Raw genomic sequence first — 26160 nt, 5'->3', positions numbered from 1 at the left:
AATAAAAAGTATCAGAAGAGAAAAGGGGAATGGATATGATCGATACGTTACGCGCGGCATTTCACCAGCAATTTGGAGATAGAGAAGAACTTCGCTACTTTTTTGCCCCAGGAAGAGTGAACTTGATTGGTGAACATACAGATTACAATGGAGGACATGTGTTTCCATGCGCGCTTACTCTCGGGACGTATGCTGCTTGTGCGAAGCGGTCAGATGGCCGCGTGAGAATGTATTCCTTGAACTTTGATCGCGATGGTGTGAAAGAATTCAATCTTTTTGAAATCGCTTACGTAGAATCGGACGGCTGGGCAAATTATCCGAAGGGTGTGTTCAAACAGTTTATCGAAGCAGGAATGAAGATAGAAGAAGGCTTTGACATTGTGTACAGTGGCAATATTCCAAATGGTGCAGGCCTGTCTTCCTCTGCCTCCATTGAGCTTGTTACCGCTGTTCTCATCAATGAATGGCATTCATTCAGCGTTTCAAATGTCCAACTTGCCCTCCTTTCACAGCGTGCAGAGAATGAATTTATTGGTGTCAATTGCGGGATCATGGATCAGTTTTCGATTGCCCTTGGAAAAGAAGATCACGCCATTTTGCTCAATTGTGACACCCTTGCCTTTGAATATAGTCCGTTTCGGCAAGAGGGACTTGCGCTTGTCATCGCCAATACAAACAAAAAACGGACACTGGCTGATTCCAAATACAATGAGCGCCGGGCAGAGTGTCAATCCGCTTTAAATGATCTTCAGAAAGAAAACGACATTGCCCACTTATGTGAGCTCACTGCGGATGAATTTGCGAGGGTTGCCCACTTGATTGAAGATGACGTCTGCCGCAAACGAGCAAGACATGTCGTGACGGAAAACGAGCGGACGATGAAAGCAGTAAATTTTCTGAAAGATGATAAAATGGAAGAACTAGGTGGGCTCATGAAGGCTTCTCATCTTTCTTTAAAGAATGATTATGAAGTAACAGGACTTGAACTAGATGCACTGGCTGAAGCAGCTTGGCGGCACCCGGGGACGATTGGCTCCCGTATGACAGGTGCAGGCTTTGGCGGATGTACGATCAGCATCGTGAAAGAAGAGCTGCTAGATTCATTTATAGAAGAAACTGGTGCGATATATCAAGAGAAAACAGGGATTCAAGCCTCTTTTTACACAGCTGGAATTGGAGGCGGCGCAAGAGAACTCACAAAGGGGGAAGTGTGATGACAATTTTAGTTTGTGGAGGAGCAGGATACATAGGCAGTCATGCGGTGGCGGCTCTTTTAGCGAAAGGCGAACGAGTAGTGGTAGTGGATAATTTGCAGACAGGCCACAAAGAAGCTGTTTTGGAAGGAGCTGTCTTAGAGGAGGGTGATTTACGAGATCACGCCTTTTTAAGACAGGTGTTCAAAAGGCATCAAATAGAAGCGGTCATGCACTTTGCGGCAGATTCACTTGTTGGGGAGAGTGTAACAGACCCGCTTAAGTACTATAACAACAACGTCGGCGGAGCAACTACTTTACTACAAGTCATGAATGAATTTGATGTGAAACTCATCGTCTTTTCTTCCACTGCTGCTGCATACGGTGAACCGAAGCGGGTGCCGATCGTTGAAACGGATGAAACGAACCCAACGAATCCTTATGGAGAAACGAAACTAGCCATTGAAAAAATGCTGAAGTGGTCTGAGCAAGCGTATGGAATAGAATACGTAGTACTTCGCTACTTTAATGTAGCTGGTGCCCATACAGAAGGACTTGTCGGAGAGGATCATCAGCCTGAGACGCATCTCATTCCAATTATTCTGCAAGTTGCTTTAGGAAAACGGGATCAAATCATGATTTACGGTGATGATTATGAGACAGAGGATGGCACGTGTATTAGAGATTACATTCATGTGATGGATTTAGTAGAGGCACACATCTTAGCTGTTGACCGGCTGCGTGCTGGAAAAGGCAGTGCGACCTACAATTTAGGGAATGGAACAGGGTTCTCCGTGAAGCAGGTCGTAGAAGCCGTCAGAAAAGTCACCGGGCATGCCATCCCTGCACAAGTGGCAAAAAGGCGCGCGGGAGATCCAGCAAAGCTGATTGCTTCTTCTGAAAAAGCACTGCAAGAATTGGGATGGACACCTCAATATGCTGACCTTCACACGATCATTCAGAGTGCGTGGGATTGGTTTCAGAAGCATCCAGATGGCTACCAAAGTGAATAAAACGTAAAGGCAGGCAAGAGAGGGGACAGAGGGAATGGCGATTGATATTTTTGAAAAGCTGGAACAGCTGATTCAATACGGGATGAATAAAGAGCTGATAACATCACTAGATATCGAATATACGAGAAATCGACTGCTTGAGGTGCTCAGACTCGATGAAGCGGAAGCAAGAACAGTTTCAGGAGAAGAAGACCTTGAAGACATCTTAATGCCGATGCTCGATTGGGCAGTAGAAACAGAACTTATTCCTGAGGGGACGGATACGTATCGTGATTTACTAGATGCGAAAATCATGGGCTGCTTGGTGGCACCTCCAAGTGTCATCTATGCGAAGTTTGAGGAAAAACGTCAGCAGGGAGGACCGAAGGCAGCTACGAGCTGGTTCTATGAGATGCAGCAGCATGCACACTACATTCATACAGGCAGGATCGCCAAAAATGTACAGTGGTTTACACGAACAGAAGATGGTGTGCTAGAGATCACCATTAATCTATCGAAGCCGGAAAAGGACCCCAAAGCCATCGCTGAAGCCAAGAAGCTCAGCCAAAAGCAATATCCTCTTTGTCTCCTTTGTAAAGAAAACGTTGGGTTCGAGGGACGGATTAACCATCCAGCGAGACAGAATCATCGGATTATTCCTGTGTCACTCTCAGGTGAATCGTGGTTTCTGCAATTTTCACCTTATGTGTATTACAACGAGCACTGTATAGTGTTCAAAGGCAAACATGAGCCAATGAGCATCACCAAAAAGACCTTTGAACGACTGCTTTCCTTCATATCTATATACCCGCACTATTTCATCGGGTCGAACGCCGACCTTCCGATTGTCGGAGGCAGTATATTAAGTCATGACCATTTTCAGGGCGGTGCACATGAATTTCCGATGGCAAAAGCAGAGATGGAAGAGGTCTTTTCTCTCAATGCCTTTCCAGGTGTGCGAGCTGGTATTGTGAAATGGCCGATGTCTGTGATCCGCCTTCGAAGCAGTGAGCGGCAGTCGCTCGCAGATGCAGCAGACTTTATCTTACAGGAGTGGAAACTGTATTCAGATGAAGAGGTGGGGGTCATCGCTCATACAGGAGAGACACCTCACAACACCATTACACCTATTGCGAGGCGCCACGGGGATGACTATGAATTAGATTTAGTGCTTCGTAATAACCGTACAAACAAGCAGCACCCGGACGGCATTTTCCATCCGCACGAAGAAGTCCACCATATTAAAAAAGAGAATATCGGATTAATTGAAGTCATGGGCCTTGCTGTGCTTCCTGGTAGATTAGCAGAGGAAATAAGCCAATTAAAAGAGGCTTTGCTATCCGAAAATCCACTTGAAGAAATCAAAGCCCGTCCTGCTATCATGAAGCACGAGGCTTGGGCGAAGCGGCTGCTTGAAGAGAATTCCTTTACAGAGAAAAATACCGAAACCATTTTACAAAAAGAAATTGGCTTTATTTTTTCTCGAATTCTCTCGCAGGCAGGTGTGTTTAAAAGAACTGAGCAAGGGAAAATAGCTTTTAACCGTTTCATTCAAACACTTCAAATAGGCAGGTGATTAGATGATTGAACAAGTAAGAGAGCTCATGGAAGAAAAGCAGCTTGAGGGTGTTTTGATTCAAAAGCGAAATAACTTCTCCTGGCTGACAGGCGGAAGAAGGAATCATATTGTGTTAAATACGCCAGAGGGCGTGTGCCAGCTGCTCGTCTTAAAAGACGACCTCGTTCTCATTGTGAATCAAATGGAAGAAAAGCGGATCATTGAAGAGGAAATGGCGTACGTCGATCATCCGTTTCAAGTGGTCACAATGGATTGGTATGAGGATGAGACCCCATACATTCAAGAACTCACAAAAGGTAAACGAATTGGGACGGACATTCAAATGGATGGATTCGAATGGATCGAACCGGATTTGTCGAATATTCGCTCGATCCTAACTGCCTCACAGCTCAGACAATATGAAACGCTCTGTCATGAAACAGCGGTCATTGTAGAAAGTGTCTGTCAAGAAATCGTTCCAGGGCAGACCGAGCACGAGATTGCTTCGCTTGTTGCTCAAAGAGCCATTGCGCAAGGGATGACGATAGAAGTCCTGCTTGTGGCCACGGATGACCGGATCCATCAATACCGTCACCCGATTCCAACAGATAAAGCTCTTCAAAAGCATGCGCTTGTTGTTCTCTGCGCGGAGCGGCACGGGCTCGTTGCAAATGTTACAAGGTCTGTTTACTTTGGTCAGCTTCCGAAGGAGCTTGAAGAGAACAAAGAGCGGCTAGCACGAATTGACACGGTCATGAATGTCGCCACACGTCCTGGGGAAACATTAGGAGATGTTCTGAAAGCAGGTATTGCTCAGTACGAAAAAGAGGGCTTCCCTGATAGCTGGAAAAAGCTTCATCAAGGGGGGAAGACGGGATTTGTATCTAGGGAAATCATTGCTGTTCCCTCATCGAAGGAAGAAATTCAGCTTCATCAAGTGTTTACATGGAACCCTTCATTGCCTGGACTGAAATCAGAGGATACGATTGTTGTAGAAAAAGAGGGCAACCGCTTTTTAACGTATACAGGCAAGTGGACGTACATGGACATTGAACATGAAGGGAAGATCTATAGACGACCTGACATCTTAGTGAGAGATGAATAAATGCAGAGTGCCGGCGCTGAGCCGGTTTTTTGCTGGAAGTCTTTAGCGAGATTCCACTAATTCAGCATCATTACCAATTCTTACAGCGTATACACAGAGGATCGATACTTTCTTTTCTTGTGAACTTGCGTTAAAATGAGTAAGGTTTTTGTTAAATGTGGGGATACCTATTTTGAAATTGTTTACCTAGATAAAATTTCACTAAATTAAATTGAAATTTGACCAAACTTTTTTATTGTGGTAAACCTAAATTTGACAAAGTTCTTGATTGTTTGTCCTTTGCCTTCAACTCTCAACTTTTCAAAATCCTAGAAATTTATTGTGTGTGCAATAATATAAATTTATGTCGAATTTATGACATTTTAATAGAAATCTGTTGAAAAATAAATGAACTTTTGAAAAAAGGGAAGCTAACTCTAACAGATTTTGATAGCATTACAAAGGGAAGAAAAGTTTTCGAAGGCAGATGGCTTTTCACAATTATTCAGCAATATATACATTATCTAAGGAAGGATGGTGATCTTCTTGTTCAGAGCCATTAAACCTATGCTTTTATTAGCGATGCTCGTGAGTGTTTTTTTATTAGGAGGTTGCAGCAATATCGCTGTTTTAGATCCTAAAGGACCTGTCGCAGCACAACAAAAAGACTTAATCCTTTTATCCATCGGATTCATGCTCTTTATCGTTGGTGCGGTATTTGTACTGTTTACCATCATTTTGGTAAAATACCGTGAGCGTAAGGACGTTGGAAACGCCTCTTATAATCCAGAACTACACGGGAATACGCTTCTAGAAGTTATCTGGACAGTGATCCCAATATTAATCGTTGCTGCCCTTTCAGTTCCAACTGTAAAAACAATTTACTCTTTGGAAGAGGCACCTCAAGCAACAAGCCATAAAGATCCTCTTGTCGTTTATGCTACAGCTGTTGATTGGAAATGGATCTTTAGCTATCCAGAGGAAAATATTGAGACAGTGAACTACTTAAACATTCCAAAAGATCAGCCGGTTTTATTCAAAATCACTTCTGCTGATACAATGGCATCACTATGGATTCCTCAGCTAGGCGGGGAGAAGTATGCGATGGCTGGAATGGAGATGGAACAATATCTTCAAGCTGATCAAGTTGGCACATATGAAGGAAGAAACGCCAACTTCACAGGCGAGGGCTTTGCTCAGCAAAAATTCAAAGTCAATGCGATGAAGCAGTCTGACTATGATAAATGGGTAAGCAAAACGAAAAAAGAAGCACCAAAGTTAACGAAGAAAACGTATGACTACTTGATGCTTCCTGATGCTGCAGATGTGCAGACATTCTCATCAACACATTTATCCTTTGCGAAGCATGGAGAGGATTCTGAATACGCACTCCAAGCACGCAAACGTTTAGGTTACCAATCAGTTTCTCCGCATTCCAAAACAGATCCTTTCGAGAATGTGAAGAACTATAAAAGAAAACTAGATAATGAATAAACTGACTAAGGAAAGGAGGAGGCCGTTATGCATTTGAAATGGGATGAGTTTTTTGTAACTGGAGACCCATTAATTCTTGGTGCGCAAATTTCTATCGCTCTTACTTCCATTGCTATCGTGTTTGTTTTAACCTACTTTAAAAAGTGGAAATGGCTCTGGAAAGAATGGCTAACATCAGTTGATCATAAAAAGCTTGGGATCATGTATATCCTTGCTGCTGTGATTATGTTCTTCCGCGGTGGGGTAGACGGACTGATGATGCGCGCACAGCTGGCGCTTCCTAATAATACGTTTTTAGATTCCAACCACTATAATGAAATTTTCACAACGCATGGTACGATCATGATTCTATTCATGGCGATGCCATTTTTAATTGGTTTAATCAACGTCGTTGTACCTCTTCAAATTGGTGCACGTGACGTTGCATTCCCTTATTTGAACAACCTGAGCTTCTGGACATTTATGGTCGGAGCGATGCTGTTCAACATTTCCTTCGTCATTGGAGGATCACCAAGTGCAGGCTGGACGAGTTACATGCCGCTCGCCGGAAATGATTTCTCACCAGGACCTGGACAGAACTATTACTTGCTCGGGCTCCAAATTGCAGGTATTGGTACACTTATGACTGGTATTAACTTCATGGTGACCATCTTAAAAATGCGTACAAAAGGTATGACGCTTATGCGTATGCCAATGTTTACATGGACAACATTGATCACGTCTGTCATCATCGTATTCGCATTCCCTGTACTAACAGTTGCTTTAGCACTTATGACATTTGATCGTTTATTCGGTTCTGCATTCTTTACACTCGAAGCAGGCGGTATGCCAATGCTTTGGGCGAACCTTTTCTGGATTTGGGGACATCCTGAGGTATATATCGTGATCCTGCCGGCTTTCGGTATTTTCTCAGAAATCTTTGCGACGTTCTCAAGAAAACAGTTGTTTGGTTACAAAGCGATGGTTGTATCGATTGTGGCAATCTCTGTTCTTAGTTTCCTTGTGTGGGTTCACCACTTCTTTACAATGGGGAACAGTGCAGCGGTTAACTCATTCTTCTCGATTACAACAATGGCAATTTCTGTACCAACAGGTGTGAAAATCTTTAACTGGCTCTTTACGATGTATCGAGGCCGTATCAGCTTTACTTCACCAATGCTTTGGGCACTTGGTTTCATCCCGAACTTCGTTATCGGTGGTGTCACTGGGGTTATGCTTGCGATGGCAGCTGCGGATTACCAGTACCATAACACGTACTTCCTTGTATCCCACTTCCACTATGTATTAATCGCAGGTACTGTCTTTGCTTGTTTTGCTGGTCTTGTTTTCTGGTATCCAAAAATGTTTGGTTACAAGTTAAACGAAAGAATCGGCAAATGGTTCTTCTGGGTATTCATGATCGGATTTAACATCTGTTTCTTCCCGCAGTACTTCTTAGGACTGCAAGGAATGCCAAGACGTATTTATACGTATGGACCAGAAGATGGCTGGACTGCACTAAACTTTATCTCAACAATTGGTGCATTTATGATGGGTGTCGGATTCATCATCCTTTGCTACAACATTTACTACAGCTGGAGACACGCGAAGCGTGAAGTGTCTGGAGACAGCTGGGGAGAGGGACGTACTCTTGACTGGGCGACATCTTCTGCAATTCCGCCGCATTATAACTTTGCAGCACTTCCAGAAGTGACAACACCAGATGCATTCCATCACTGGAAGCAAAACAATGTAGACGTTCATCCTGAAAAAGAATTCAAGAAAATTCACATGCCGCACAATTCAGGCAGACCACTTATCATGTCTGCATTCTTCGGACTTGGTGCATTCGGTCTTGTATTTGAATGGTACTGGATTGGCGTTATTGGCTTAATCGGTGTATTCGCAACGATGATTTTACGTTCATTCGAATACGACGATGGCTACTATATTCCTGTTGAAGAAGTGATTGAAACAGAGAAAAAGAATAAGGAGGCGCAGAAGTAATGGGACATAATGATAGCAGCTATGCAAATGCACCGCTTGAATATCAGTCTGAAACGGGACGTTTAAACATCCTTGGTTTCTGGATATTCCTTGGCGCGGAAATCGTGTTATTCTCAACACTTTTTGCGACCTACTTTGTTCTTCATGGCAGAACAGCTGGCGGCGTTTTACCAGCTGAGCTGTTTGATATGAAGCTTGTATTGATCATGACATTCCTGCTATTGGTTAGTTCATTTACATGTGGGATTGCCGTTCATGAAATGCGCCGTGGAAGTACAAAAGGGGTTGTCATTTGGACGATTCTGACACTGCTTCTAGGTGCAGGCTTCGTTGGCTTTGAGATTTTCGAGTTCTTCCATTATGTACATGAGGGCGCGAGCATTCATACAAGTGCGTATTGGTCTGCATTCTTTGTACTCTTAGGAACTCACGGACTACACGTATCCATCGGTATCTTCTGGATTACCGGGGTCTTGTTCCAAATTAAAAAACGTGGATTAACTCCACAAACAGCATCGAAGATTTTTATCTCAAGTCTATACTGGCATTTCCTTGATGTAGTATGGATTTTCATCTTCACAGCTGTTTACTTGATCGGATTAGGGGGGCTTTTGTGATATGGCTGGAAAAACAAATTCCTCAGCAGAGCACGAACACTTCCCTTGGAAACACGTAGTTGGCTTCATTCTATCCATCGTGCTAACGATCTTAGCATTCTGGATTGCCATTGGAGCTGAAATTGGCAGTTCTGCAAAACTTTGGATTATCTTTGGTTTTGCCTTCATTCAAGCGTTCTTGCAGCTATTCATGTTTATGCACATGACAGAAAGCGAGAACGGAACTGTTCAAGTCGGAAATACATTGTTTGGTCTGTTTTGTGCGATTATCTTCGTTATCGGATCTGTTTGGATCTTTGCGGCTCACTACAGCCACGGAGAGAACAGCAAAGACGGTTATTCACCTTCTGCGCCAAAGCAATCGGAGCATTCAGAGAAATAATAAAAAACCACTCATCTCTCAAAGGTGAGTGGTTTTTATCATGATGTTGATAACGTCTCCAATAAGTGGTGCGTTATTTATCTGGTGCTACTGAATCTTTTGCGAATGAATGGAAGTCCATAAATGAGGAACGCTGCAATATGTGCCAAAATGACGTTAATGGCAAAGAATGCGATCATGAAGGTATGTCCTGCTGGAGATAAACTGCTTGTCATGTAAAGACCGAAGAAAATCCACATAATCATAATGGGTGGAATTGAAGCTAGCGCAATTTTTCTGTTTTCAAGCCATAAAAACAGGGGTGTAGCCGTTGCAATACATAGGTACGCAAAGAACATATCCATCGTATCCAACTCCTTTGTAAGTTGATGTTCAATTCAAATGAGAGGTCAGGATGCAATTGTGTCTGTTTTTAGGAGATATTGTGAACATTTTGTTACAAGTATTATACCACAATTGACTTTGAAGTAAACTCAATAATTGGAAAATGGGCCTTATTCCGTAGAAAGTAGCTTTTTCCTTTTCTCTCCATAAAACTTATGCTGACTTGATAATTACTTGTCATATCGCCACATAGGTCATTGAATTTTCCCCTTAATATCTGTAAAATAATCTTTTTAAAGGACTCGTGATCGGTTGAATGGAAAGAGTATAGAGGAATTTTTTCCTATTATTAGGATGAAAAGTATTTCATTTTTTGAAAAATGATTGGAACCTTTCGGATGTATCTTCCGTCATATTTAAGGTGAGTTGCTTTTGTGAAAATTTCAATCTAATATAAATAAGGGCTTTTATGTTTTGTAATAAGGGTGGTTAGTTCATGAACAAGCAGAATACATCTCCGTACTATCAAGGGGATTTAATTTTTATATTTTTAGCCTTCTTTGCCATCAGTGTCATTGCGATTTATGCTGCGGGTCAATTTGGGCAGTATGGATCTAATGCATGGACCAGACAGATCATTTACTACATGGTCGGGGTCATATTTATTGTAGCCATAAATTACTTTGACTTGGAGCAATTAGAGAAGCTCAGTCTCTATATTTTTATAGGCGGCATCCTGTTGTTACTCTTTCTGAAAGTCGCTCCTGCACAAATCGGAGGTCATGATTTTGCTCCAATTAAAAATGGTGCAAAAAGCTGGTTTGTGATACCGGGGGTTGGAACACTTCAGCCCTCAGAGTTCATGAAAATTGGTTTGATTATGATGCTCGCATCTGTTATTGGCAAGTCAAGCCCTAGAGGAAAACGGACATTAGAAGATGATATCTTCCTTCTATTAAAAATTGCCGGGGTGGCAGCTGTTCCAGTTGGACTGATTTTCTTACAGGATGCAGGTACGGCAGCTGTCTGTATGTTTATTGTCGTTGTGATGGTGTTTTTATCAGGGGTCAATTGGAAGCTGATTTCTCTCATCGGTTCCGTTGTTGTGCTTTTAGTTGCCGCTGTGTTAGCCGTGATCATACTTTTCCCTGATGTTGCGAAAACAATTGGTATTCAGCAGTATCAGATTAACCGGATTACCGCTTGGCTACCTGATAGTTCAACGTCAGCCAACCAAGCGCAGACTCAGGATGCCTCGGGGTCTGATAAATATCAAGTAGACCAGGCCATTATGGCTATTGGTGCTGGACAGATTTTTGGGAATGGGGTTAAAAACTTAAAGGTCTATGTCCCAGAAGCACAAACAGATATGATTTTCTCCATTATAGGAGAAGCCTTTGGCTTTATCGGCTGTGCGTTTGTTGTGATCATGTTCTTCTTCTTGATCTACCGGCTTGTCGTGCTGATTGACCGTATCCATCCTTATAGCCGATTCGCGTCATTCTTCTGTGTGGGATATACAGCACTTATTGTGATCCATACGTTCCAGAACATTGGGATGAACATAGGCGTGATGCCTGTAACAGGAATTCCGCTCCTATTTATCAGCTTCGGAGGAAGCTCTGTTTTATCTGTTCTCATTGGATTCGGGATTGCTTATAATGCAAGTGTTCAATTAACGAAATACCAAAGTTATTTATTTAAATAAAACGGGTAAGGGCAGTCTAAGCATAGACTGTCTTTTTTCATTCGAGTTTTAATTTTTGAAAAGCCATATGGCTTTGCCTTATGATAGTAGAAGTGAAGGAGGTCTTCGAATTGAACAAAACGATAGAAACGATATTAAATCATCGGTCCATCCGTTCGTTTACAGACGAGCGTTTGTCCGAAGAAGAGGTGCTGACACTTATTAAAAGTGCACAGGCTGCTTCGACATCAAGCTATGTACAGGCGTATAGTATTATTGGGGTGACAGATCAGGAGAAGAAGGCCAAGCTTGCTGAACTGGCTGGGAATCAGCCATACGTTGAGAAGAATGGGCATTTCTTTGTCTTCTGTGCAGACTTGAAACGCCATGATGATATTGCAAAAAAGGCAGGGAAGAATCATCAGGAGGCGCTTGAGAATACAGAAGCCTTTCTCATTAGCGTCATTGATACGGCGCTCGCTGCGCAAAATATGAGTATAGCCGCAGAATCAATGGGACTTGGGATCTGCTATATAGGCGGTCTGCGTAATCAACTGAGAGAAGTCTCTGATTTGCTTGAAACGCCATCATATGTGCTGCCGTTATTTGGTCTGGTTGTCGGACATCCAGCGAATCAATCGTCACAAAAGGAACGACTGCCAGTTGAACTCATTTATCATGAAAATTCATATCAGCAAGATGAAGCGCATGTGGATCGTTATTTAAAAGAATACGATGATCGTATTTCATCATATTATGAAGAACGGACAAACGGAGAGAGAACAGATACTTGGTCTAAGCAGATGCTTCGCGGCTTTAGTCAGCCAAAGCGTGCCTTCCTTGGAGAATTTGTGAAAGAGAAGGGCTTTAATCGAAAATAAATAAGACATCCCCCCTTTCGATTGAGAGAGGGGGATTTCTGTAAGAGGTGCAGTAAGATGAAATTAAGTATACTGGATCAATCTCCTTTGATTGGAGATGCAACACCTGCTGAAGCCTTAAAGCAAACGGTTGAATTGGCAAAGCAGGCAGAGAAGTGGGGCTATCACCGTTTTTGGGTATCAGAGCATCATTTTTCAAACCGGCTTGCAGGATCAAGTCCAGAGGTGCTTCTCGGTCATCTATCAGCCGTTACGTCACATATACGTATTGGCTCAGGCGGTGTGATGCTGCCCCACTACAGTGCCTATAAAGTAGCAGAGAACTTCAGGGTTCTTGAAGCACTCGCTCCTGGCAGAATTGATCTTGGGATTGGACGTGCTCCAGGTGGTATGCCCATTTCCTCCATAGCTCTTCATCATGGTGAACGAAAACGTCTAGGTGATCAATATCCTGAGCAGGTAGAAGAGCTGAAGGTCTATTTACACGACCTAGCAGATGAATTTTATCCACTGCCTCATTTAATCGCTTCTCCGAAGACAGAGACTGCACCAGAAGTATGGATGCTTGGTTCCTCTGGAGGAAGTGCAAGACTTGCGGCGAAAGCAGGTGCAGGCTATACGTTTGCTCTATTTATCAACGGCGAAGGCGGAGAAGATTCTGTGGAGCAATATATCAACCGGTTCGAACCTTCAGCATTCGGTGATGAGCCGCGCGTTAGTCTGGCGGTCTTCGTTTTATGTGCTGAAACAGAGGAACAGGCAGAAAAACTGGCAGTCAGCTTAGATTTATCCTTACTTGCCAATGAACAGGGGCAAAGCCTCGGGGGCTTTCCTTCATATGAAGAGGCACAGGCTTATTCCTATAGTCCGTATGAACAAAAACGAGTGGCTGCCAATCGTCAAAGGATGGTGGTTGGAACGCCATCTTCTGTGAAAAAACAGCTGACGGCACTAACGAAGGCTTATCGTACAGATGAAGTGATCGCCGTGACCATCACTCACCGCATGCAAGACCGGCTCACATCTTATCGTTTATTAAAGGAAGCCTTTGATGCATAACGTATGTATGTCTGTTTACCGTCCACGCAGCCGGTAGATAGGGAAGAGGAGCATCATGATGAAAATAAACGCGGCTGTCACCAGCAAACTAAGCGGGTAAATGAAGGACACATAGACCGTCAGCTCGCATGCTTGATGAAAAGGACGAGGATGTTTCGCATATAAAAGGGTGAAAAAATACACCAAGGTGATCGTTAGAAAAAAAGCAATATAAAAAGAAACGATCCATAGCAATATCAACATCAATCTCTCTTTCCTCCATATATGATCGAAAAGCCTTGATGAGCGGATCCGCTCATCAAGGCTTTTCTTGTGATTCACATTTATTCAGGATAAATATCGAAAGGTTCCTTCGTTTGAACCGTGTCGGATTTCCCTTTCAAACTTGCATACGCAAGCATTGTATACTCACCAGATTCGAGCTTTTGACCTTGATTAATTGTGCCATTCCATTTTACGCGGTGTTCTCCTTTATCAACATGTTGATAAACACCTGCTTCACCTAAATACTCTCCATCTGTCGAGTAGACGAGGAATGCAAGGTTTTCAGCTCCGCCAGGCAGATAGCTGCTAATGACATAGCTTCCAGCACGGTTATCCGGCTCTACAGAAACCGAAGTGACGCGAGGATAATCAGGCTCTTTTACAATCAATAAAGTCGGAATCTCTGTGACCTTTCTGCCATTTTCGCGAAGGGTAATGCTGCCTTGGTACGTTCCTTTTTTCGTTTTACCATATTTCACTTGTACCGCGGAAGTAAAGGACCCAGTGGAATTCCCTTTGACAGTGATTTTTTTCGTTCCATTTGTGCTGATGCCGCTGCCATCGAATTTGTAATCAATGGTATACGTTTTCGGTGCTTTTGAAAGGTTTTCTACCTTGAATTTCTTTGTTTTGATTTGAACGCCTTTTTCTTTCAAGAAAGTGCCGTAAGAATAACTCGCATCAGAAACGATAGATGACGCTTGGAGTGATTCAATGATTCGAACACTGCCTGTCCCTTGTGTGTTGTGAGGGAATGGGCTGCCGTTTGCGTCAAATAGTTTTTCTGCTGTATTCATGAGTAATGCTTTGATTTGTTCCGTTGAGTAAGATGGTTTTGCTTGCTTCATGATCGCTGCAACCCCTGCCACATGCGGTGAAGCCATGCTTGTCCCTTGCTTTGAGCCATATCCGTAAGGCTGAGAAGGATCATGCGTTGGGATTGTACTCACAATGCTGACGCCTGGCGCTGATAAATCAGGTTTAATCATCCACGTATCCACAACTGGTCCACGAGAGGAGAAGTCAGCGACTTGCTCACTAAGTTCTTTGACAAATTGAATGGAGAAAGTCGTTGTATTGTTTCCAGCCTCAATGGCTTTGACAAGCGCAGCTCCTTCAGCTTTTGATAGCTTAATCGTTGGAAGAGCAAGACCTGGTACATCGACTGGAATTTCTCCATCGGTGTTGTTATACATCACAACGCCGATTGCACCAGCAGCTTTTGCATTGTCGACTTTATCAACAAAGGCAATGGCTCCTCGTTCGATCACGGCAACCTTTCCTTTCACATCGATGTCTTCAAATGCTTTTTCGTCACCGATACCTGCATGGACGAGTGTGACTTGTTTTTGGTCAAGTGCTTTTAAATCACTCTCTTGGTAGTAGCCCATCACTTTTGCAGTAGAATAGTTCGGGAATTTCACATTGTAAAGGCTGTAAGGAAGCTGAGTTGCTCCGACAGATATTGCATCTCTTGACGTGCCGGGAGATCCGACTGTCCAGCTGTTCGGACCGCTGTTTCCATTTGATGTGACAGCGACAACGCCTTCAGACATGGCCCAATCGAGTGCGATGCTTGTAGCATAATCAGGATTATTCACACTATTTCCGAGAGAGAGGTTCATGACATCTGCTCCATCAGTAACAGCACGGTCGATGCCTGCAAGGACGTTTTCAGTCGTCCCAGAACCGCCTGGTCCAAGTACACGGTACGCAAGAAGTGAGGCATCCTTTGCGACACCTTTAATTTGTCCATTGGCAGCAATTGTTCCTGCGACGTGTGTGCCATGGTCTGTCGATTCACCTCTAGGGTCTCCTTTAGGTGTCTCTTGCGGAGAATAATCATTATCAACAAAATCATAGCCTTTGTATAAACCGAAGTTTCCTTTTAAATCAGGGTGGGTATAGTCTACTCCAGTATCAATGACAGCGACTTTTACCCCTTTTCCAGAGTAGCCGGCATCCCAAGCTTTTGGGGCACCGATAAATGGAGCGCTTTTATCCATAAGGGGGGAGACATCTTCGTTTGGAAGCTGCATGCTTTCTTTTTTCACTTCATCTGTTTGATATGTAACATCTGGATAAACGGCTTTTACTCCGTCAACTGCGAGCAGCTTCGGAATTTCGTTTGCAGGAAGTTTCATCGAGAAACCAGAGAAGACTTTTTCGTATTCTTGACGAACACTCGCTTTATCAATTTCTTTGAGTGCTTCATTTTTTACTTTTGTTCGAGATTTTTTGAGGGAGGCCTTTGTTTGAGCTTTGCCTTCTTGCTTTGCTTCAACTAAGGATTTTTCCTTTAATTCAACAATGACAGTGGTATGTTTTCTAGATTTGACATTGATTTCACCGAAGATTTCTGCTTTTTCCAGTTCCACCTGTTTGTTCGATGGAGTGGCAGCAGCCTGTTGACCTGTAAAGAATGTGGATAAAATAAAAATAGTGGAGAACAATAGAACAGAAGAACGAGAGATGACCTTTTTCATTAATTTTCCCCTTTCTAGCTGTGTTTTTAGGGAGATAGCCTTTCTTTTTGTGGATAAATAGGAAAGATTCACTGCCCGTTATTAAGTATTCAATACGATGAAAACAATTCCTTTACTAAAATGGTCTTATTTTACATAGTCATAAAGTACTATTTTGTTTATAAAGTCTCACTTATACACAAACTTCTGTTGATAACTCAATTATTTAGATATATATATGGAAAATAAAAAAATCCCATACACAAAATCTAGTATGGGGGTGTTGATATGTGGATAAACCCTGTTGATAAGGTGTGCTTATCTTTTGGATATAGTGTGTATAAAATTTTTATTCAAACACCCTCGTACATGATGATTTTCTGCACTTTTCAACAAAACTTCTGAAAACTAGTTTGTTTTTTCACCCAGATTGTGACAAACCTCTCTTTTTTCTCGGGATATGATAGGAGCAGTTGTTTTGCTAGAACTGCTAGATTCTAAGAAAAGCGGAGGGATGTTCAGTGAGGAAATTCAGAAACTGGTTGAGTGTATGGTTTGGTTTCATGATGAATGTGCTTGTGAATCCTGGTGTGATGATGAAGCAGCAACGTTTTCAGGCGGCTGCGGTGGATGATCGTTTCTTTCAAGTTGTGAACGAGAGAGAGCTAGAGAAGCTGGCAGAAGAAAAGAACAAGAAGCGCAGGTCAGAGAAACCGTTTAAGCAAAGTCTGATGATGCTTGATGAGAAGACGACGAGAGAGGCGCGTGCTGGTCCGCTCTTACCTTTACATGGGAGATGAAACAGGGTAAAATCCCACATAAGAAACGTTATCTAGTGGGAGAGGATACCCCTTGAAGATATATAAGATATTGAATAACAATGCGGTGATTGTAAAGGAGGGTGATCAGGAGAAAATTGTGATGGGGCCCGGAATTGCTTTTCAGAAGGGGAAAAATGACGTCATTCCCGTTCAAAAAATAGAGAAAATCTTTGTTGTGCGTGAAGAAAATGAGAAATTCAAACAAATTCTTGCGACATTGCCCGAAGCGCATATTGAGGTGGCAGAGCATATCATCAGTTATGCAGAGGGTGAACTGATGATGCCGCTTAGTGATCATATCCACATATCACTGACTGACCATTTATCCTTTGCCATTGAGCGCATTCAAAAGGGCATTGTGCTATATAATAAATTGCTTGGTGAGATCAAAGTCTTATATAAGCAGGAATATGAAATTGGAAAGTATGCCATTCGTTATGTAAAGGATCGGCTTGGGGTTGAACTGCCGGACGATGAGGCAGGGTATGTGGCACTCCATATTCATACGGCCAAAATGAATACGGAGTCTATGAAAAAAACCGTGAAATATACAACGATGATCAAAGAAATGATCGAGCATATAGAAAGCTATTTTCAGCATTCAATTGATGAGGATAGTATTTCCTATCAGCGACTTGTGACACATTTGAGGTATGCATTAGGCAGGTTGGAATCAAATGAGGCATTTCAAATCATGGACGATGACATGCTGAGTTTTATCCAAACAAAGTATGATTTGGCTTACCAGTGTGCACGTGGACTCGCTGAATTGTTAAAAAATGAATATGAACTTCATCTCCCTGAATCGGAGATCGGCTACATCACGCTGCATGTCCAGCGTCTGCAGGATGCCGAATTGGTTTAGTGGTTGTGCCTGCATGCAGGCTTTTTTTTATGCACACTACTTTAAATAGTGTATATGGGTCAATAGATTCGAAAAAAGAGGTTGACGCACGTGACGCTCTTATACTATGATGAAAGCGTAATCAAAACTTGATATCGCGGGATTGTGACTGTCAGGCAGGCAAGACCTAAAATTTGCGTAACGAGGGGACGTGTATGTCCTTTTATCGTTAGTGAATTTTAGGTCTTTTTTGTTTTAAAAAGGAGGAGACAACATGGATTATCAAAAAACAGCCAAAGAATTAACAGAACTATTAGGCGGCAAGAAAAATGTCATCAGTGCCACGCATTGTGCAACAAGACTCAGATTGGTGATGAAAGATGAGGAACTGATTGACAAAGATGCCATTGAGGAACTTGAAGGGGTAAAGGGGGCTTTCTCAAGCTCGGGGCAATTCCAAATCATTTTTGGAACGGGAGCGGTCAACAAAGTATATGAACCATTTGCTCGTGAGACCGGCCTTGAGACAGACGACGAGAAAGAAAAACCTGTCAGCCATGATGAAGCAGTGAAACAAAAAATGAATCCACTTGCACGTTTTGCAAAGACGTTGTCAAATATTTTTGTACCGATCATTCCAGCCATTGTTGCAAGCGGTTTATTAATGGGGCTTTTAGGCATGATGAAAGCCTTCAAATGGGCTGACCCAAGCTCCGCGATCTTCCAAATGCTTGATATGTTCTCAAGTGCAGCCTTTATCATTTTACCGATTTTAATTGGTGTCAGTGCAGCGAAAGAGTTTGGTGGAAATCCGTATTTAGGAGCCGTTATTGGGGGGATTATGATTCACCCGAACCTGCTCAATCCGTGGGGACTGACGGATGCGAAACCAGAGTATATGCATTTATTCAATTTTGATATTGCTCTTCTTGGTTACCAAGGAACAGTCATTCCAGTGTTATTGACTGTGTACATCATGTGCCTTGTTGAAAAGTATTTAAGAAAAGTGGTTCCGAACAGTATTGATTTACTTGTGACCCCATTTGTGACGGTGATTGTGACTGGATTTGTGACGTTTATTGCTGTTGGACCGCTTGGAAGAATGCTCGGTACAGGAATTTCGAATGCACTGACATTTATTTATGATCACGCAGGGTTCTTAGCAGGACTTATTTTCGGAGGAGCCTACTCTCTCATTGTGCTCACAGGGGTTCATCATAGCTTCCATGCGATTGAAGCAGGACTGCTGAATGATATTGGGCGGAACTATTTGCTGCCAATTTGGGCGATGTCCAACGTAGCGCAAGGCGGGGCAGGCTTGGCAGTCTTTTTCTTAGCGAAACGCGCGAAAACAAAAGAAATTGCACTTCCTGCAGCCTTCTCAGCTTTCCTAGGGATTACCGAGCCTGTTATATTCGGTGTCAACCTCCGCTATCGTAAACCGTTTATTGCCGCGATGATCGGAGGCGCATTAGGCGGGGCATTTGTTGTCTTCACAAAGGTAGCCGCCAACGCCTATGGTTTAACGGGGATTCCGATGATTGCAATTGCAGCGCCATTCGGTGTGCAAAATGTGGTGAATTATGTGATTGGTATGTTAATCGCTGTTGCTGTTTCATTTACTCTCACCATCATCTTTAAAGTAAAAGAAGTCGAAAAATAATCAAGGAGTGGTCACAGTCATGACAACAACTGACGCAGTACTTCGTCAAAAGGTAGCAGAACGTATTCGAAACTACGAGCATTTGGTAAAAAAAGATGTGTACCGCCAGCATTTTCATTTAATGCCGCCAGTAGGTCTTTTAAATGACCCGAATGGGTTGATTCAGTGGAAAGGCGTTTACCACGTTTTTTATCAGTGGCAGCCATTCGAAACGGGTCACGGCGCAAAATTTTGGGGCCATTACACATCCACAGATCTAGTAAATTGGCAGCACGAGGAAGCCGCCCTTGCGCCAAGTGATTGGTTTGATCAAAACGGCTGTTATTCTGGCAGTGCAGTCATTGACGATGGACATATGTATGTGATGTACACTGGCAACGTTCGCGATGAACAAGGGAACCGCGAGACGTATCAATGTTTAGCTGTTTCAGAGGATGGCATTCATTTTCAGAAAAAAGGAGTCGTGGCGACGCTGCCAGATGGATTCACCGCCCATTTTCGTGATCCGAAAGTATGGAAGCGAAATGGCCAGTGGTACATGGTTCTAGGTGCACAAAGCCTGAATCTGAAAGGGAATCTCGTCTTGTTTACCTCTGATACTTTAGATAATTGGACGTTTCAAGGCATCATTGCAGGCAGTGGGAAAAATGGATTAGAGGATTTCGGCTATATGTGGGAATGTCCAGATCTATTTGAATTAGATGGCCGGGATGTATTGATTGTGTCGCCGCAGGGGCTCAAGCCGGATGGCTTAAAATATCATAATACACATCAATCAGGCTATTTTGTTGGGAGATTGGATGACCATACTTATCAATATACGCACGGAGCATTTGAGGAGCTGGACCGAGGCTTTGACTTCTATGCGCAGCAAACCTTTCTAGACGAATCAGGCAGACGCCTTCTAATCGGATGGATGGGAGTGCCTGATCAAGGAGAAGAGCATCACCCAACGATTTCGTATCAATGGATACACTGCCTCACCATTCCGAGAGAGCTGCGTTTAGATGATGACGGACATCTGATTCAAAAGCCAGTCACTGAGCTTCAGGCGATGAGAACCAACGAACAAGAGCATATTTTCCATATCAAACGCTCCGTTCAATCGATTCCTGTAGATGATATTACGAGCGCAGAGTTATTCATTGATCAAATTGATACACAAAAAGGGTTTGAATGCTGTATTCGAGCGGCAGCCCGTATCATTTATGATAAAGATGAGGGCAAACTGACACTAGAGCGAGATCGATTTGAAGATCGATCAAAAGAAGTTCGAGAAGTAGCAATAGAGGAATTACAAGATCTTCACATCTTTATCGATGCATCGTCGATTGAGATTTTTGTAAACGGAGGCCGGGAAGTATTGACTGCTCGTTACTTTCCTTCCCCGGGAAATAAATCAATCTCGATCAGTGGTAGAAATGAAACAATGCTGAAACTGAAAACATGGCATTTACAAAGAGAAGCAGGTCGTTGAACTGCTCAACAAGTAGGGAAACGTCTACGTCTTCTACAAGTGATGATCAGTATGATGTGAAATTGAATTTTCCGGTTGATAAGTACCAAGAAACAGCGCAATGCTATAAATAAGGGAGCTCTTCAGCCGCCTTCACGATTGATAGAAAAGGTGCCGATCAAAGATAAGGAATGTCAAACAAGAAAAAAGAGATGAATCATGAGTTTGTATAGGTAGAAATCTACCTGTATGAAATATCACTACTAAAGCTAAAGAAGAGCGAAAAAGAAGCAGGAAGGGATAGCCTGCTTCTTTTTGTTTTGTGCAGTGAGTAAATCTCTATTTTCCTTAAAAGCGCAGAGGAAGTGTTTGTACATGACCAATGAAAGAAATACAATTACAGCGTTCCATTGTTGGAAAAGGAACGGGGAATTGAAGGTTAAACCCAAACCTTTCAAGTAACATATTCTAAAAAGACTAATAGGATAGATGCAACAGGGTGACATTGTCTTGGTTTTCTAAGACAAAAAGAAGCCAGTCCTAGTAATTGTTGTTTCAAGAGAAGAAGTAGAGAAAACAGGTTGCTATTACAAGCGAGTCATCAAGATGTTGGATCGAGTAGACAAAAATAAAGTAATTGGCTTGGGACATGCCGCAATTGTCTCTAATGAAAAAAACAGACAGTAGAATCTTGGCATAAGCTTTGGAGTCCAATTAAACAGCATGGAGTCAGAAAGTACAATAATACATGGGGTGCTAGAAAGAAGGTATATGGGCTATGGGTGAATAAGTCTAATAATACCAAATATGTAAATGTAGCTAAGTATGCCGAGAAACAAGCTAAAGATAAGAAGCCATACAATTTGAACTTCTTTGACAAGAAAACTACAAAAAAATTCTATTGCTCTCAATTAGCTTGGAGGGCTTGGAAAAATCAAGGTCATGATATTGACAATAATAAAAAAGATTCAGTTGTGTCACCGATGGAATTAGTTAGCTCTAACAACACGAAGGTCTTTTATCATAAAAAGTAAGTTAATAAGCAGTCGGGGATTTCCCCCGATTGCTTTGCTTGTTTAAAATTGAAAGGAGATGATTGAATGAAATACTTTAAGTTACTTTTATCAGCTTGCGCAATAGCATTAATATGTACAGCATGTTCAAAGAAAGAGGAGGCTGTGGGGGATTCTCCTAAGGGAGAATTGAGCAATATGAAAGATAGTAAATTTGCTATCATTTATTCGCAGGTAATGGATAGAGGATGCGAGGTGGTCAACTATAACAACGAAGGAAAAAAATTGTCGAGTATTAGAATGAAAAACTGTGTGGGATTTACCTCATCTACTCAGAGCGATAATAATATGTACTTTTCATCTAATAGGTCTAATTATCATGTATCTCTAAATAAGAAGACTGGGAAGGTAGAGCCTTTGAATACAAAATCACTTTCAAAGTCTACAGATGACGAGGGTGCATTCTTTATTAACTACTCTAACGGGTATGTTATACACGACATTAACGTTGGCTTTACAGAGGATGGCTTAGTAGGAGAATTAGTATATTGGAATGAAGATGACAACGATAAAAATCAAGTTGAATTAGACGGAGAATTAACAACAGCTATATTTGAAGACAAAAAAATCTATGCCATTCTCAGTAATGATGAAAGTGTCACAGTGTCTTCAATAGACCCTAAAACTCATAAAGAAAAACGAAAAAAGTTAGACGTCGACTCAGTCTTCTTTCCTGACAATAATGAATCTTTGAAGTCATTAAACAATGAAGAATTAATTCTTGCCGTAAACGATGGCGTTGACAGTAAGAAAGAATCGATGTTGGTTGTACTCGACAAAAAAACTCTCGATAAGAAGAGAGAAATAGTAATGGATAAAGGATTCATTATCTACAAGATCAATGTAGACAAGGATAGAGTCACGATAGTTTCCTATGAAGGAGAAGTCAAGACATTCAACAGAGACTTCAAAGAGATATCATCTGAAAAAATTCCACTTAATTTTAAATCAGATGACGAACGTTTAGAAGAGGTCAAGATTTTAGACGGTAAGATTTATGCATTGGTAAGAATGTTTGATAGAGATAAGGATGGAGTTATTGGCAGAATTATTGAATATAATATTGAAAGCAAAGACTCTAAAGAGATATCTCTAAAATCTGATAGAGATTGGGAAATGACAAGCTTGGAAGTTGTAAAATAACTGACGAGGAGCGTGGAGTAAATTAACTTACATTATCTTGAACCCATGTGGCTTGTGTTATTCACATTGCCATTGTTGTATTTGGCTTAGGGGATTATTGGCTATTTAATCTTTAAGAAGGTTCATGTGGTGCTAATTATCACATTTATAACTTCAACCATCTTCATATTTGCCTATACTGGGTTCGACCTGTCGATTATATATTGGGTAGTGGCTATGACCTTTCTATGCATGTGTACCACTGTCATCACAAAAATCATTCGATATATGTATTATCGCTATAAAAGAGCATAATAACCAGCCAAAGCTTGTGTTCCCGAACATGAGCTTTATTTTTGTTTCTTACCACTAAAATAACTCAAACCCAAAATGCTTGTAATAATTAAAGCGATAACTGACGCAATCAGCAAAGAAACGCTGATCGCTCCTAACCCTAAACCTTCCCATCCTCCCACAAAAAAGCTTATGAGCAATAAGATGATACTTACCAGCATTAAAACTGATGGAAATCCATACTGGAAAGATGACTTCTTTTTTTTAAAGATTAAAGAGATACCTAGTATAATAACTGTAAGGATGGTTGTCAGTATCCAGAAAGACATTTGTCTTGCCCCCTTGAAAGAAGAACCCTAATGAATAATTATATGTTTTTCAGTATCGTACCACTGATTTAAGTTGTTTACAAAAGCAGTTAGTTAAAAAAACGGTTCTATGACAATGGATGTCACAGAACCGTTTCTTTGATCTTATATTGTATTTCCAGCTTCTTTCCCTACACTCGATGTAATCACTTTGTCAGCCACTTCATGTGAGACAGCAGCAGAATGAAAAATTGGTAACGCTAATGCTACAGTTACAAGCATGATGGGAACAAAAATTCTACTCTTCAACATTTAACAATTCCCCTCCTTGAATTAACGACTTTGCTTCAAGTGCTCTTTCATAAAAAACGACAGCAATTTCCAACTGCCTACTTTTATTATAGTATTGCGCAGCTTCAAAAGCTAGTTGGTACACATCTTCGTAAAGATTTTTGCTTTGTATATTGTCAAGACAACGTTTTAACTCTGTGATCGCATTTGGTGTCTTAGATTGAAAATAAAGGCAATATAAAAATTTCATTTCTTCTTCATAAATTTTGTCATTCAGTTGTTGGGCTGCCGAGACTCCTTTCTCATATGTTTCGGCTGCTGGAACAACCTGTCCTAATTTCAAGAGGGTGTATAGCTTGTTAAAATAGGCTTTTGGAACATGTGATGTTTCATTCTTTTCAAAAAGTTCACAAGAAGTATCAAAGTGGGACAGGGCATCTGTATATTTTTCTAAGTGGAAATAACACTTGCCTAAGTTAAAGATCGTAGAGGATATAAGGTATTCGTTTTTCGTCTGCTGTGCAAAAGAATGGGATTTTTCAAAGTAAGTAAGTGCATCAGCGTATTGTAGTTTAGACAGATAATTTCCAGCGATGACTGAATAACACCAGGCTATTTTTTCTTGCATTAATGGTTGCTCTGTAAATAGACTCAATGCTTTATGTGCATACATGACAGAAATTTGATACTGATCTATGTGGTAGTACACTTCTGATAATTTGTAGTAAAATTCAGCCTTTTCAGTAGGGTCTTCAATATCCAGGAGAACTTTTTCAGCAGATTTATAAGAACTGATCGCCTCGTCAAATTGCTTTTTCCTAAATTCGTGCATTCCTTTAAAAAACCAAAAATAAAAATCTAACATCTTTTCAATTTGATCTTTGTCTTCGTGAAGTGATTGATCAATCTTATGTTTCTGCTCATTTATCTGAACCATATATTCATCTAACTCTTGGCTAGATAACTTAGGCTTGAGGTAGCTTAGCATTAAGTCATGTCGAAATTCTAGAAGACTAAAATATAATAAAACAGTTTGATTTTCCTCCATACTGTCAAAGAGTCGTTTAACATCCGCTTTTAGAAATTCAGCATCAGTTATTTGATCTTTTTTGATGGCTGAATACCATTCATTCAGTTTGATCGCAACCTCGTCATAAGTGATAGAACCACCCATATATACTCCCCCTTCATATTCCTATAAAACCAATTATATACAATACTTTAACATGTCTAACTATTCTAAAATCGAACAGATGCGCTATTTATGTAAATTTTCGGTATACCGCAAAATCAAGCCGACTCTAAGAGGGAAAATGAGTAATTCATATAACATATGACAAGCTACATATTACTTATTTTTACACAAATGTTGGAAAATAAATCGTCATCTGCGATAATAAGTCTAAATTGTGGTGAATAGAAAGGGGCAGGTAATTAATGAATCACTTTAAAGTTATGATATTGAGCCTTACCTTATTAATGGGGATCACAACTACTGTACATATAAATTCCTCAAATGATTTTCAAACCGCAGAAAACGGATACTTTGGATAAGCATTAGGAGAAGTAGACTCTCCACAAGTTTACTTTTTCTATTGGGCTTTCTAGTGTTAGCAAAAAGGCGTACTGGAATAAAAAGCAACTCCATTAATGATTGATTGAAAAAAGAACAAAGAAAAAGCCCTGTCCACAGGGCTTTTTTGTTCGTCTTTATTCAGTTCGATGTTTCATTTTATGAATTGTTCTATAAGCCGATTCAACGCCAATGAAAACGACAAAGAATATAACTATCCAACTGAACAGGTCAGCCCAAACATTGGACATGTTTAGCTGGGGTTAGCCCATTCCATTATACTGCTCTGGTTTTAATAGTTAAATCAACCTGTATCTTATAGCCTATAACGTGTATATACAAGGTTGGCTGGAAGCGGTTTGATGACGTTTTACATATAGGATATCAAGTGGCATTATGGTATCATTTTAAAATATATACAGCTGAGGCTGACGTTTATCCAAATGCGGTAGGACAAAAAGGGGTTGTTTATTTGAATTCAAAACAGCAGCCGACGACTAGAAAACGCTTGGAGACAATGGCAGATCATGTTGAAGATAAACGTGAAGAATATAAAGAATTGCTCATTCAAGTCCAATCTATTCTCGGTGAACCTTCTCTAGAGCAGGAAGAATTAAAAGAGAAGCTGTCAGATACGTATAAACAAATGAAAGAATATGCCTTATTTGTTGAATCCATTGAAGCCTTTATTCGAAAAATGGCGAAAGAATCTGATCAGCAAAAGTAGGT

General features: G+C 41.3%; 23 protein-coding genes and 2 pseudogenes. 19 read left to right on the top strand and 6 right to left on the bottom strand.

From position 1 onward, the window contains the following. Positions 1-35 precede the first annotated feature (35 nt). The 8 genes from MHH41_RS17440 to qoxD all read left to right on the top strand — a co-directional run bounded on the left by MHH41_RS17440 (position 36) and on the right by qoxD (position 9306). The gene (locus MHH41_RS17440) at positions 36-1214 is read left to right on the top strand and encodes a galactokinase (protein WP_373466141.1); all 1179 of its coding nucleotides are present in this window, start codon (positions 36-38) and stop codon (positions 1212-1214) included. Beyond that, complete coding sequence (gene galE, locus MHH41_RS17435) at positions 1214-2206, top strand: UDP-glucose 4-epimerase GalE (RefSeq protein ID WP_212045690.1); 993 nt, start codon at positions 1214-1216, stop codon at positions 2204-2206. The genes MHH41_RS17440 and galE overlap by 1 nt, the downstream gene beginning before the upstream one ends. A 34-nt stretch (positions 2207-2240) precedes the next feature. Beyond that, on the top strand, positions 2241-3761 hold the full coding sequence (gene galT / locus MHH41_RS17430; RefSeq protein WP_340866599.1) for a UDP-glucose--hexose-1-phosphate uridylyltransferase: 1521 nt from the start codon (positions 2241-2243) through the stop codon (positions 3759-3761). A gap of 4 nt (positions 3762-3765) precedes the next feature. Beyond that, positions 3766-4848: a M24 family metallopeptidase gene (locus MHH41_RS17425; protein ID WP_340866598.1), complete on the top strand. Its 1083-nt coding sequence runs from the start codon at positions 3766-3768 to the stop codon at positions 4846-4848. A gap of 516 nt (positions 4849-5364) precedes the next feature. Continuing rightward, positions 5365-6321, top strand: coding sequence for a cytochrome aa3 quinol oxidase subunit II (qoxA, locus tag MHH41_RS17420; RefSeq protein WP_095117964.1), 957 nt, complete (start codon positions 5365-5367; stop codon positions 6319-6321). A 27-nt stretch (positions 6322-6348) separates the two neighbouring features. Beyond that, the gene (gene qoxB / locus MHH41_RS17415) at positions 6349-8307 is read left to right on the top strand and encodes a cytochrome aa3 quinol oxidase subunit I (protein WP_003215069.1); all 1959 of its coding nucleotides are present in this window, start codon (positions 6349-6351) and stop codon (positions 8305-8307) included. Then, a complete protein-coding gene (gene qoxC, locus MHH41_RS17410) occupies positions 8307-8924 on the top strand; it encodes a cytochrome aa3 quinol oxidase subunit III (RefSeq protein ID WP_003214975.1) in 618 nt (205 codons plus the stop codon). Before qoxB ends, qoxC begins: the two co-directional genes overlap by 1 nt. A 1-nt stretch (position 8925) precedes the next feature. Continuing rightward, positions 8926-9306 (top strand): cytochrome aa3 quinol oxidase subunit IV, encoded by a 381-nt coding sequence (gene qoxD / locus MHH41_RS17405; RefSeq protein ID WP_003215204.1) that lies wholly within the window; start codon positions 8926-8928, stop codon positions 9304-9306. A gap of 77 nt (positions 9307-9383) precedes the next feature. Here the strand turns inward: qoxD and MHH41_RS17400 are convergent, their stop codons facing one another. Then, entirely contained in the window at positions 9384-9650 is a 267-nt protein-coding gene (locus MHH41_RS17400; RefSeq protein WP_003215279.1) for a spore morphogenesis/germination protein YwcE, read from the bottom strand. 476 nt (positions 9651-10126) lie between these two features. On the opposite strand from MHH41_RS17400, the gene MHH41_RS17395 reads away from it, so the two are divergent. The 3 genes from MHH41_RS17395 to MHH41_RS17385 all read left to right on the top strand — a co-directional run bounded on the left by MHH41_RS17395 (position 10127) and on the right by MHH41_RS17385 (position 13257). Next, entirely contained in the window at positions 10127-11338 is a 1212-nt protein-coding gene (locus MHH41_RS17395) for an FtsW/RodA/SpoVE family cell cycle protein (RefSeq protein WP_321999933.1), read from the top strand. A gap of 110 nt (positions 11339-11448) precedes the next feature. Next, positions 11449-12198 (top strand): oxygen-insensitive NADPH nitroreductase, encoded by a 750-nt coding sequence (gene nfsA, locus MHH41_RS17390; protein ID WP_226804398.1) that lies wholly within the window; start codon positions 11449-11451, stop codon positions 12196-12198. 57 nt (positions 12199-12255) lie between these two features. Continuing rightward, positions 12256-13257: an LLM class flavin-dependent oxidoreductase gene (locus tag MHH41_RS17385; protein WP_340866597.1), complete on the top strand. Its 1002-nt coding sequence runs from the start codon at positions 12256-12258 to the stop codon at positions 13255-13257. A 15-nt stretch (positions 13258-13272) separates the two neighbouring features. On the opposite strand, the gene MHH41_RS17380 is transcribed toward MHH41_RS17385, so the two are convergent. Further along, positions 13273-13500, bottom strand: a complete 228-nt coding sequence (locus MHH41_RS17380) for a hypothetical protein (RefSeq protein WP_340866690.1) — start codon at positions 13498-13500, stop codon at positions 13273-13275. Positions 13501-13580: 80 nt separating this feature from the next. After that, positions 13581-16007: a S8 family peptidase gene (locus MHH41_RS17375; protein WP_340866596.1), complete on the bottom strand. Its 2427-nt coding sequence runs from the start codon at positions 16005-16007 to the stop codon at positions 13581-13583. A gap of 500 nt (positions 16008-16507) precedes the next feature. Here MHH41_RS17375 and MHH41_RS17370 point away from each other — a divergent pair, with 500 nt between their 5' ends. From MHH41_RS17370 to MHH41_RS17345, 7 genes and pseudogenes are all read left to right on the top strand, one after another. Then, complete coding sequence (locus tag MHH41_RS17370; RefSeq protein ID WP_050944509.1) at positions 16508-16786, top strand: hypothetical protein; 279 nt, start codon at positions 16508-16510, stop codon at positions 16784-16786. A gap of 52 nt (positions 16787-16838) precedes the next feature. Next, entirely contained in the window at positions 16839-17672 is an 834-nt protein-coding gene (locus MHH41_RS17365; RefSeq protein WP_050944508.1) for a PRD domain-containing protein, read from the top strand. A gap of 253 nt (positions 17673-17925) precedes the next feature. Further along, positions 17926-19314 (top strand): sucrose-specific PTS transporter subunit IIBC, encoded by a 1389-nt coding sequence (locus MHH41_RS17360; protein ID WP_212045684.1) that lies wholly within the window; start codon positions 17926-17928, stop codon positions 19312-19314. 19 nt (positions 19315-19333) lie between these two features. After that, the gene (locus tag MHH41_RS17355; RefSeq protein ID WP_226804394.1) at positions 19334-20791 is read left to right on the top strand and encodes a sucrose-6-phosphate hydrolase; all 1458 of its coding nucleotides are present in this window, start codon (positions 19334-19336) and stop codon (positions 20789-20791) included. A gap of 516 nt (positions 20792-21307) precedes the next feature. Beyond that, positions 21308-21376, top strand: a pseudogene (locus tag MHH41_RS18930) (hypothetical protein); the annotation flags it as partial. A gap of 30 nt (positions 21377-21406) precedes the next feature. Then, positions 21407-21804, top strand: a pseudogene (locus MHH41_RS17350) (septation ring formation regulator EzrA); the annotation flags it as partial. A 66-nt stretch (positions 21805-21870) separates the two neighbouring features. After that, positions 21871-22986, top strand: a complete 1116-nt coding sequence (locus MHH41_RS17345; RefSeq protein ID WP_050944505.1) for a hypothetical protein — start codon at positions 21871-21873, stop codon at positions 22984-22986. Between the two features lie 329 nt (positions 22987-23315). Here the strand turns inward: MHH41_RS17345 and MHH41_RS17335 are convergent, their stop codons facing one another. From MHH41_RS17335 to MHH41_RS17325, 3 genes are all read right to left on the bottom strand, one after another. Beyond that, positions 23316-23588 carry a YesK family protein gene (locus MHH41_RS17335; protein WP_137054222.1) on the bottom strand — a complete coding sequence of 91 codons (273 nt, stop codon included), beginning with the start codon at positions 23586-23588 and terminating at the stop codon, positions 23316-23318. Between the two features lie 144 nt (positions 23589-23732). Then, positions 23733-23879 carry a hypothetical protein gene (locus MHH41_RS17330; RefSeq protein ID WP_170965961.1) on the bottom strand — a complete coding sequence of 49 codons (147 nt, stop codon included), beginning with the start codon at positions 23877-23879 and terminating at the stop codon, positions 23733-23735. After that, the gene (locus tag MHH41_RS17325) at positions 23866-25032 is read right to left on the bottom strand and encodes a Rap family tetratricopeptide repeat protein (RefSeq protein WP_340866595.1); all 1167 of its coding nucleotides are present in this window, start codon (positions 25030-25032) and stop codon (positions 23866-23868) included. The genes MHH41_RS17330 and MHH41_RS17325 overlap by 14 nt, the downstream gene beginning before the upstream one ends. An 871-nt stretch (positions 25033-25903) precedes the next feature. On the opposite strand from MHH41_RS17325, the gene MHH41_RS17320 reads away from it, so the two are divergent. Further along, complete coding sequence (locus MHH41_RS17320; RefSeq protein WP_008359596.1) at positions 25904-26158, top strand: hypothetical protein; 255 nt, start codon at positions 25904-25906, stop codon at positions 26156-26158. Positions 26159-26160 lie beyond the last annotated feature (2 nt).

The sequence above is a fragment of the Bacillus sp. FSL K6-1145 genome (assembly GCF_038003425.1).
Classification (GTDB): Bacteria; Bacillota; Bacilli; order Bacillales; family Bacillaceae; genus Bacillus; species Bacillus pumilus.
This window is presented reverse-complemented; position numbering and strand designations above follow the sequence as displayed.

Excerpts from the sequence above, each read along its gene's own strand:
- MHH41_RS17355 (WP_226804394.1), top strand. The coding sequence starts at position 19,334 with ATGACAACAACTGACGCAGTACTTCGTCAAAAGGTAGCAGAACGTATT.
- MHH41_RS17360 (WP_212045684.1), top strand. The coding sequence starts at position 17,926 with ATGGATTATCAAAAAACAGCCAAAGAATTAACAGAACTATTAGGCGGC.
- MHH41_RS17380 (WP_340866690.1), bottom strand. The coding sequence starts at position 13,500 with ATGTTGATATTGCTATGGATCGTTTCTTTTTATATTGCTTTTTTTCTA.
- galE (WP_212045690.1), top strand. The coding sequence starts at position 1,214 with ATGACAATTTTAGTTTGTGGAGGAGCAGGATACATAGGCAGTCATGCG.
- MHH41_RS17330 (WP_170965961.1), bottom strand. The coding sequence starts at position 23,879 with ATGTTGAAGAGTAGAATTTTTGTTCCCATCATGCTTGTAACTGTAGCA.
- MHH41_RS17345 (WP_050944505.1), top strand. The coding sequence starts at position 21,871 with ATGAAATACTTTAAGTTACTTTTATCAGCTTGCGCAATAGCATTAATA.
- MHH41_RS17325 (WP_340866595.1), bottom strand. The coding sequence starts at position 25,032 with ATGGGTGGTTCTATCACTTATGACGAGGTTGCGATCAAACTGAATGAA.
- galT (WP_340866599.1), top strand. The coding sequence starts at position 2,241 with ATGGCGATTGATATTTTTGAAAAGCTGGAACAGCTGATTCAATACGGG.
- qoxB (WP_003215069.1), top strand. The coding sequence starts at position 6,349 with ATGCATTTGAAATGGGATGAGTTTTTTGTAACTGGAGACCCATTAATT.
- MHH41_RS17425 (WP_340866598.1), top strand. The coding sequence starts at position 3,766 with ATGATTGAACAAGTAAGAGAGCTCATGGAAGAAAAGCAGCTTGAGGGT.
- MHH41_RS17385 (WP_340866597.1), top strand. The coding sequence starts at position 12,256 with ATGAAATTAAGTATACTGGATCAATCTCCTTTGATTGGAGATGCAACA.
- MHH41_RS17395 (WP_321999933.1), top strand. The coding sequence starts at position 10,127 with ATGAACAAGCAGAATACATCTCCGTACTATCAAGGGGATTTAATTTTT.
- MHH41_RS17335 (WP_137054222.1), bottom strand. The coding sequence starts at position 23,588 with ATGTCTTTCTGGATACTGACAACCATCCTTACAGTTATTATACTAGGT.
- MHH41_RS17400 (WP_003215279.1), bottom strand. The coding sequence starts at position 9,650 with ATGGATATGTTCTTTGCGTACCTATGTATTGCAACGGCTACACCCCTG.
- qoxC (WP_003214975.1), top strand. The coding sequence starts at position 8,307 with ATGGGACATAATGATAGCAGCTATGCAAATGCACCGCTTGAATATCAG.
- MHH41_RS17375 (WP_340866596.1), bottom strand. The coding sequence starts at position 16,007 with ATGAAAAAGGTCATCTCTCGTTCTTCTGTTCTATTGTTCTCCACTATT.
- MHH41_RS17440 (WP_373466141.1), top strand. The coding sequence starts at position 36 with ATGATCGATACGTTACGCGCGGCATTTCACCAGCAATTTGGAGATAGA.
- qoxD (WP_003215204.1), top strand. The coding sequence starts at position 8,926 with ATGGCTGGAAAAACAAATTCCTCAGCAGAGCACGAACACTTCCCTTGG.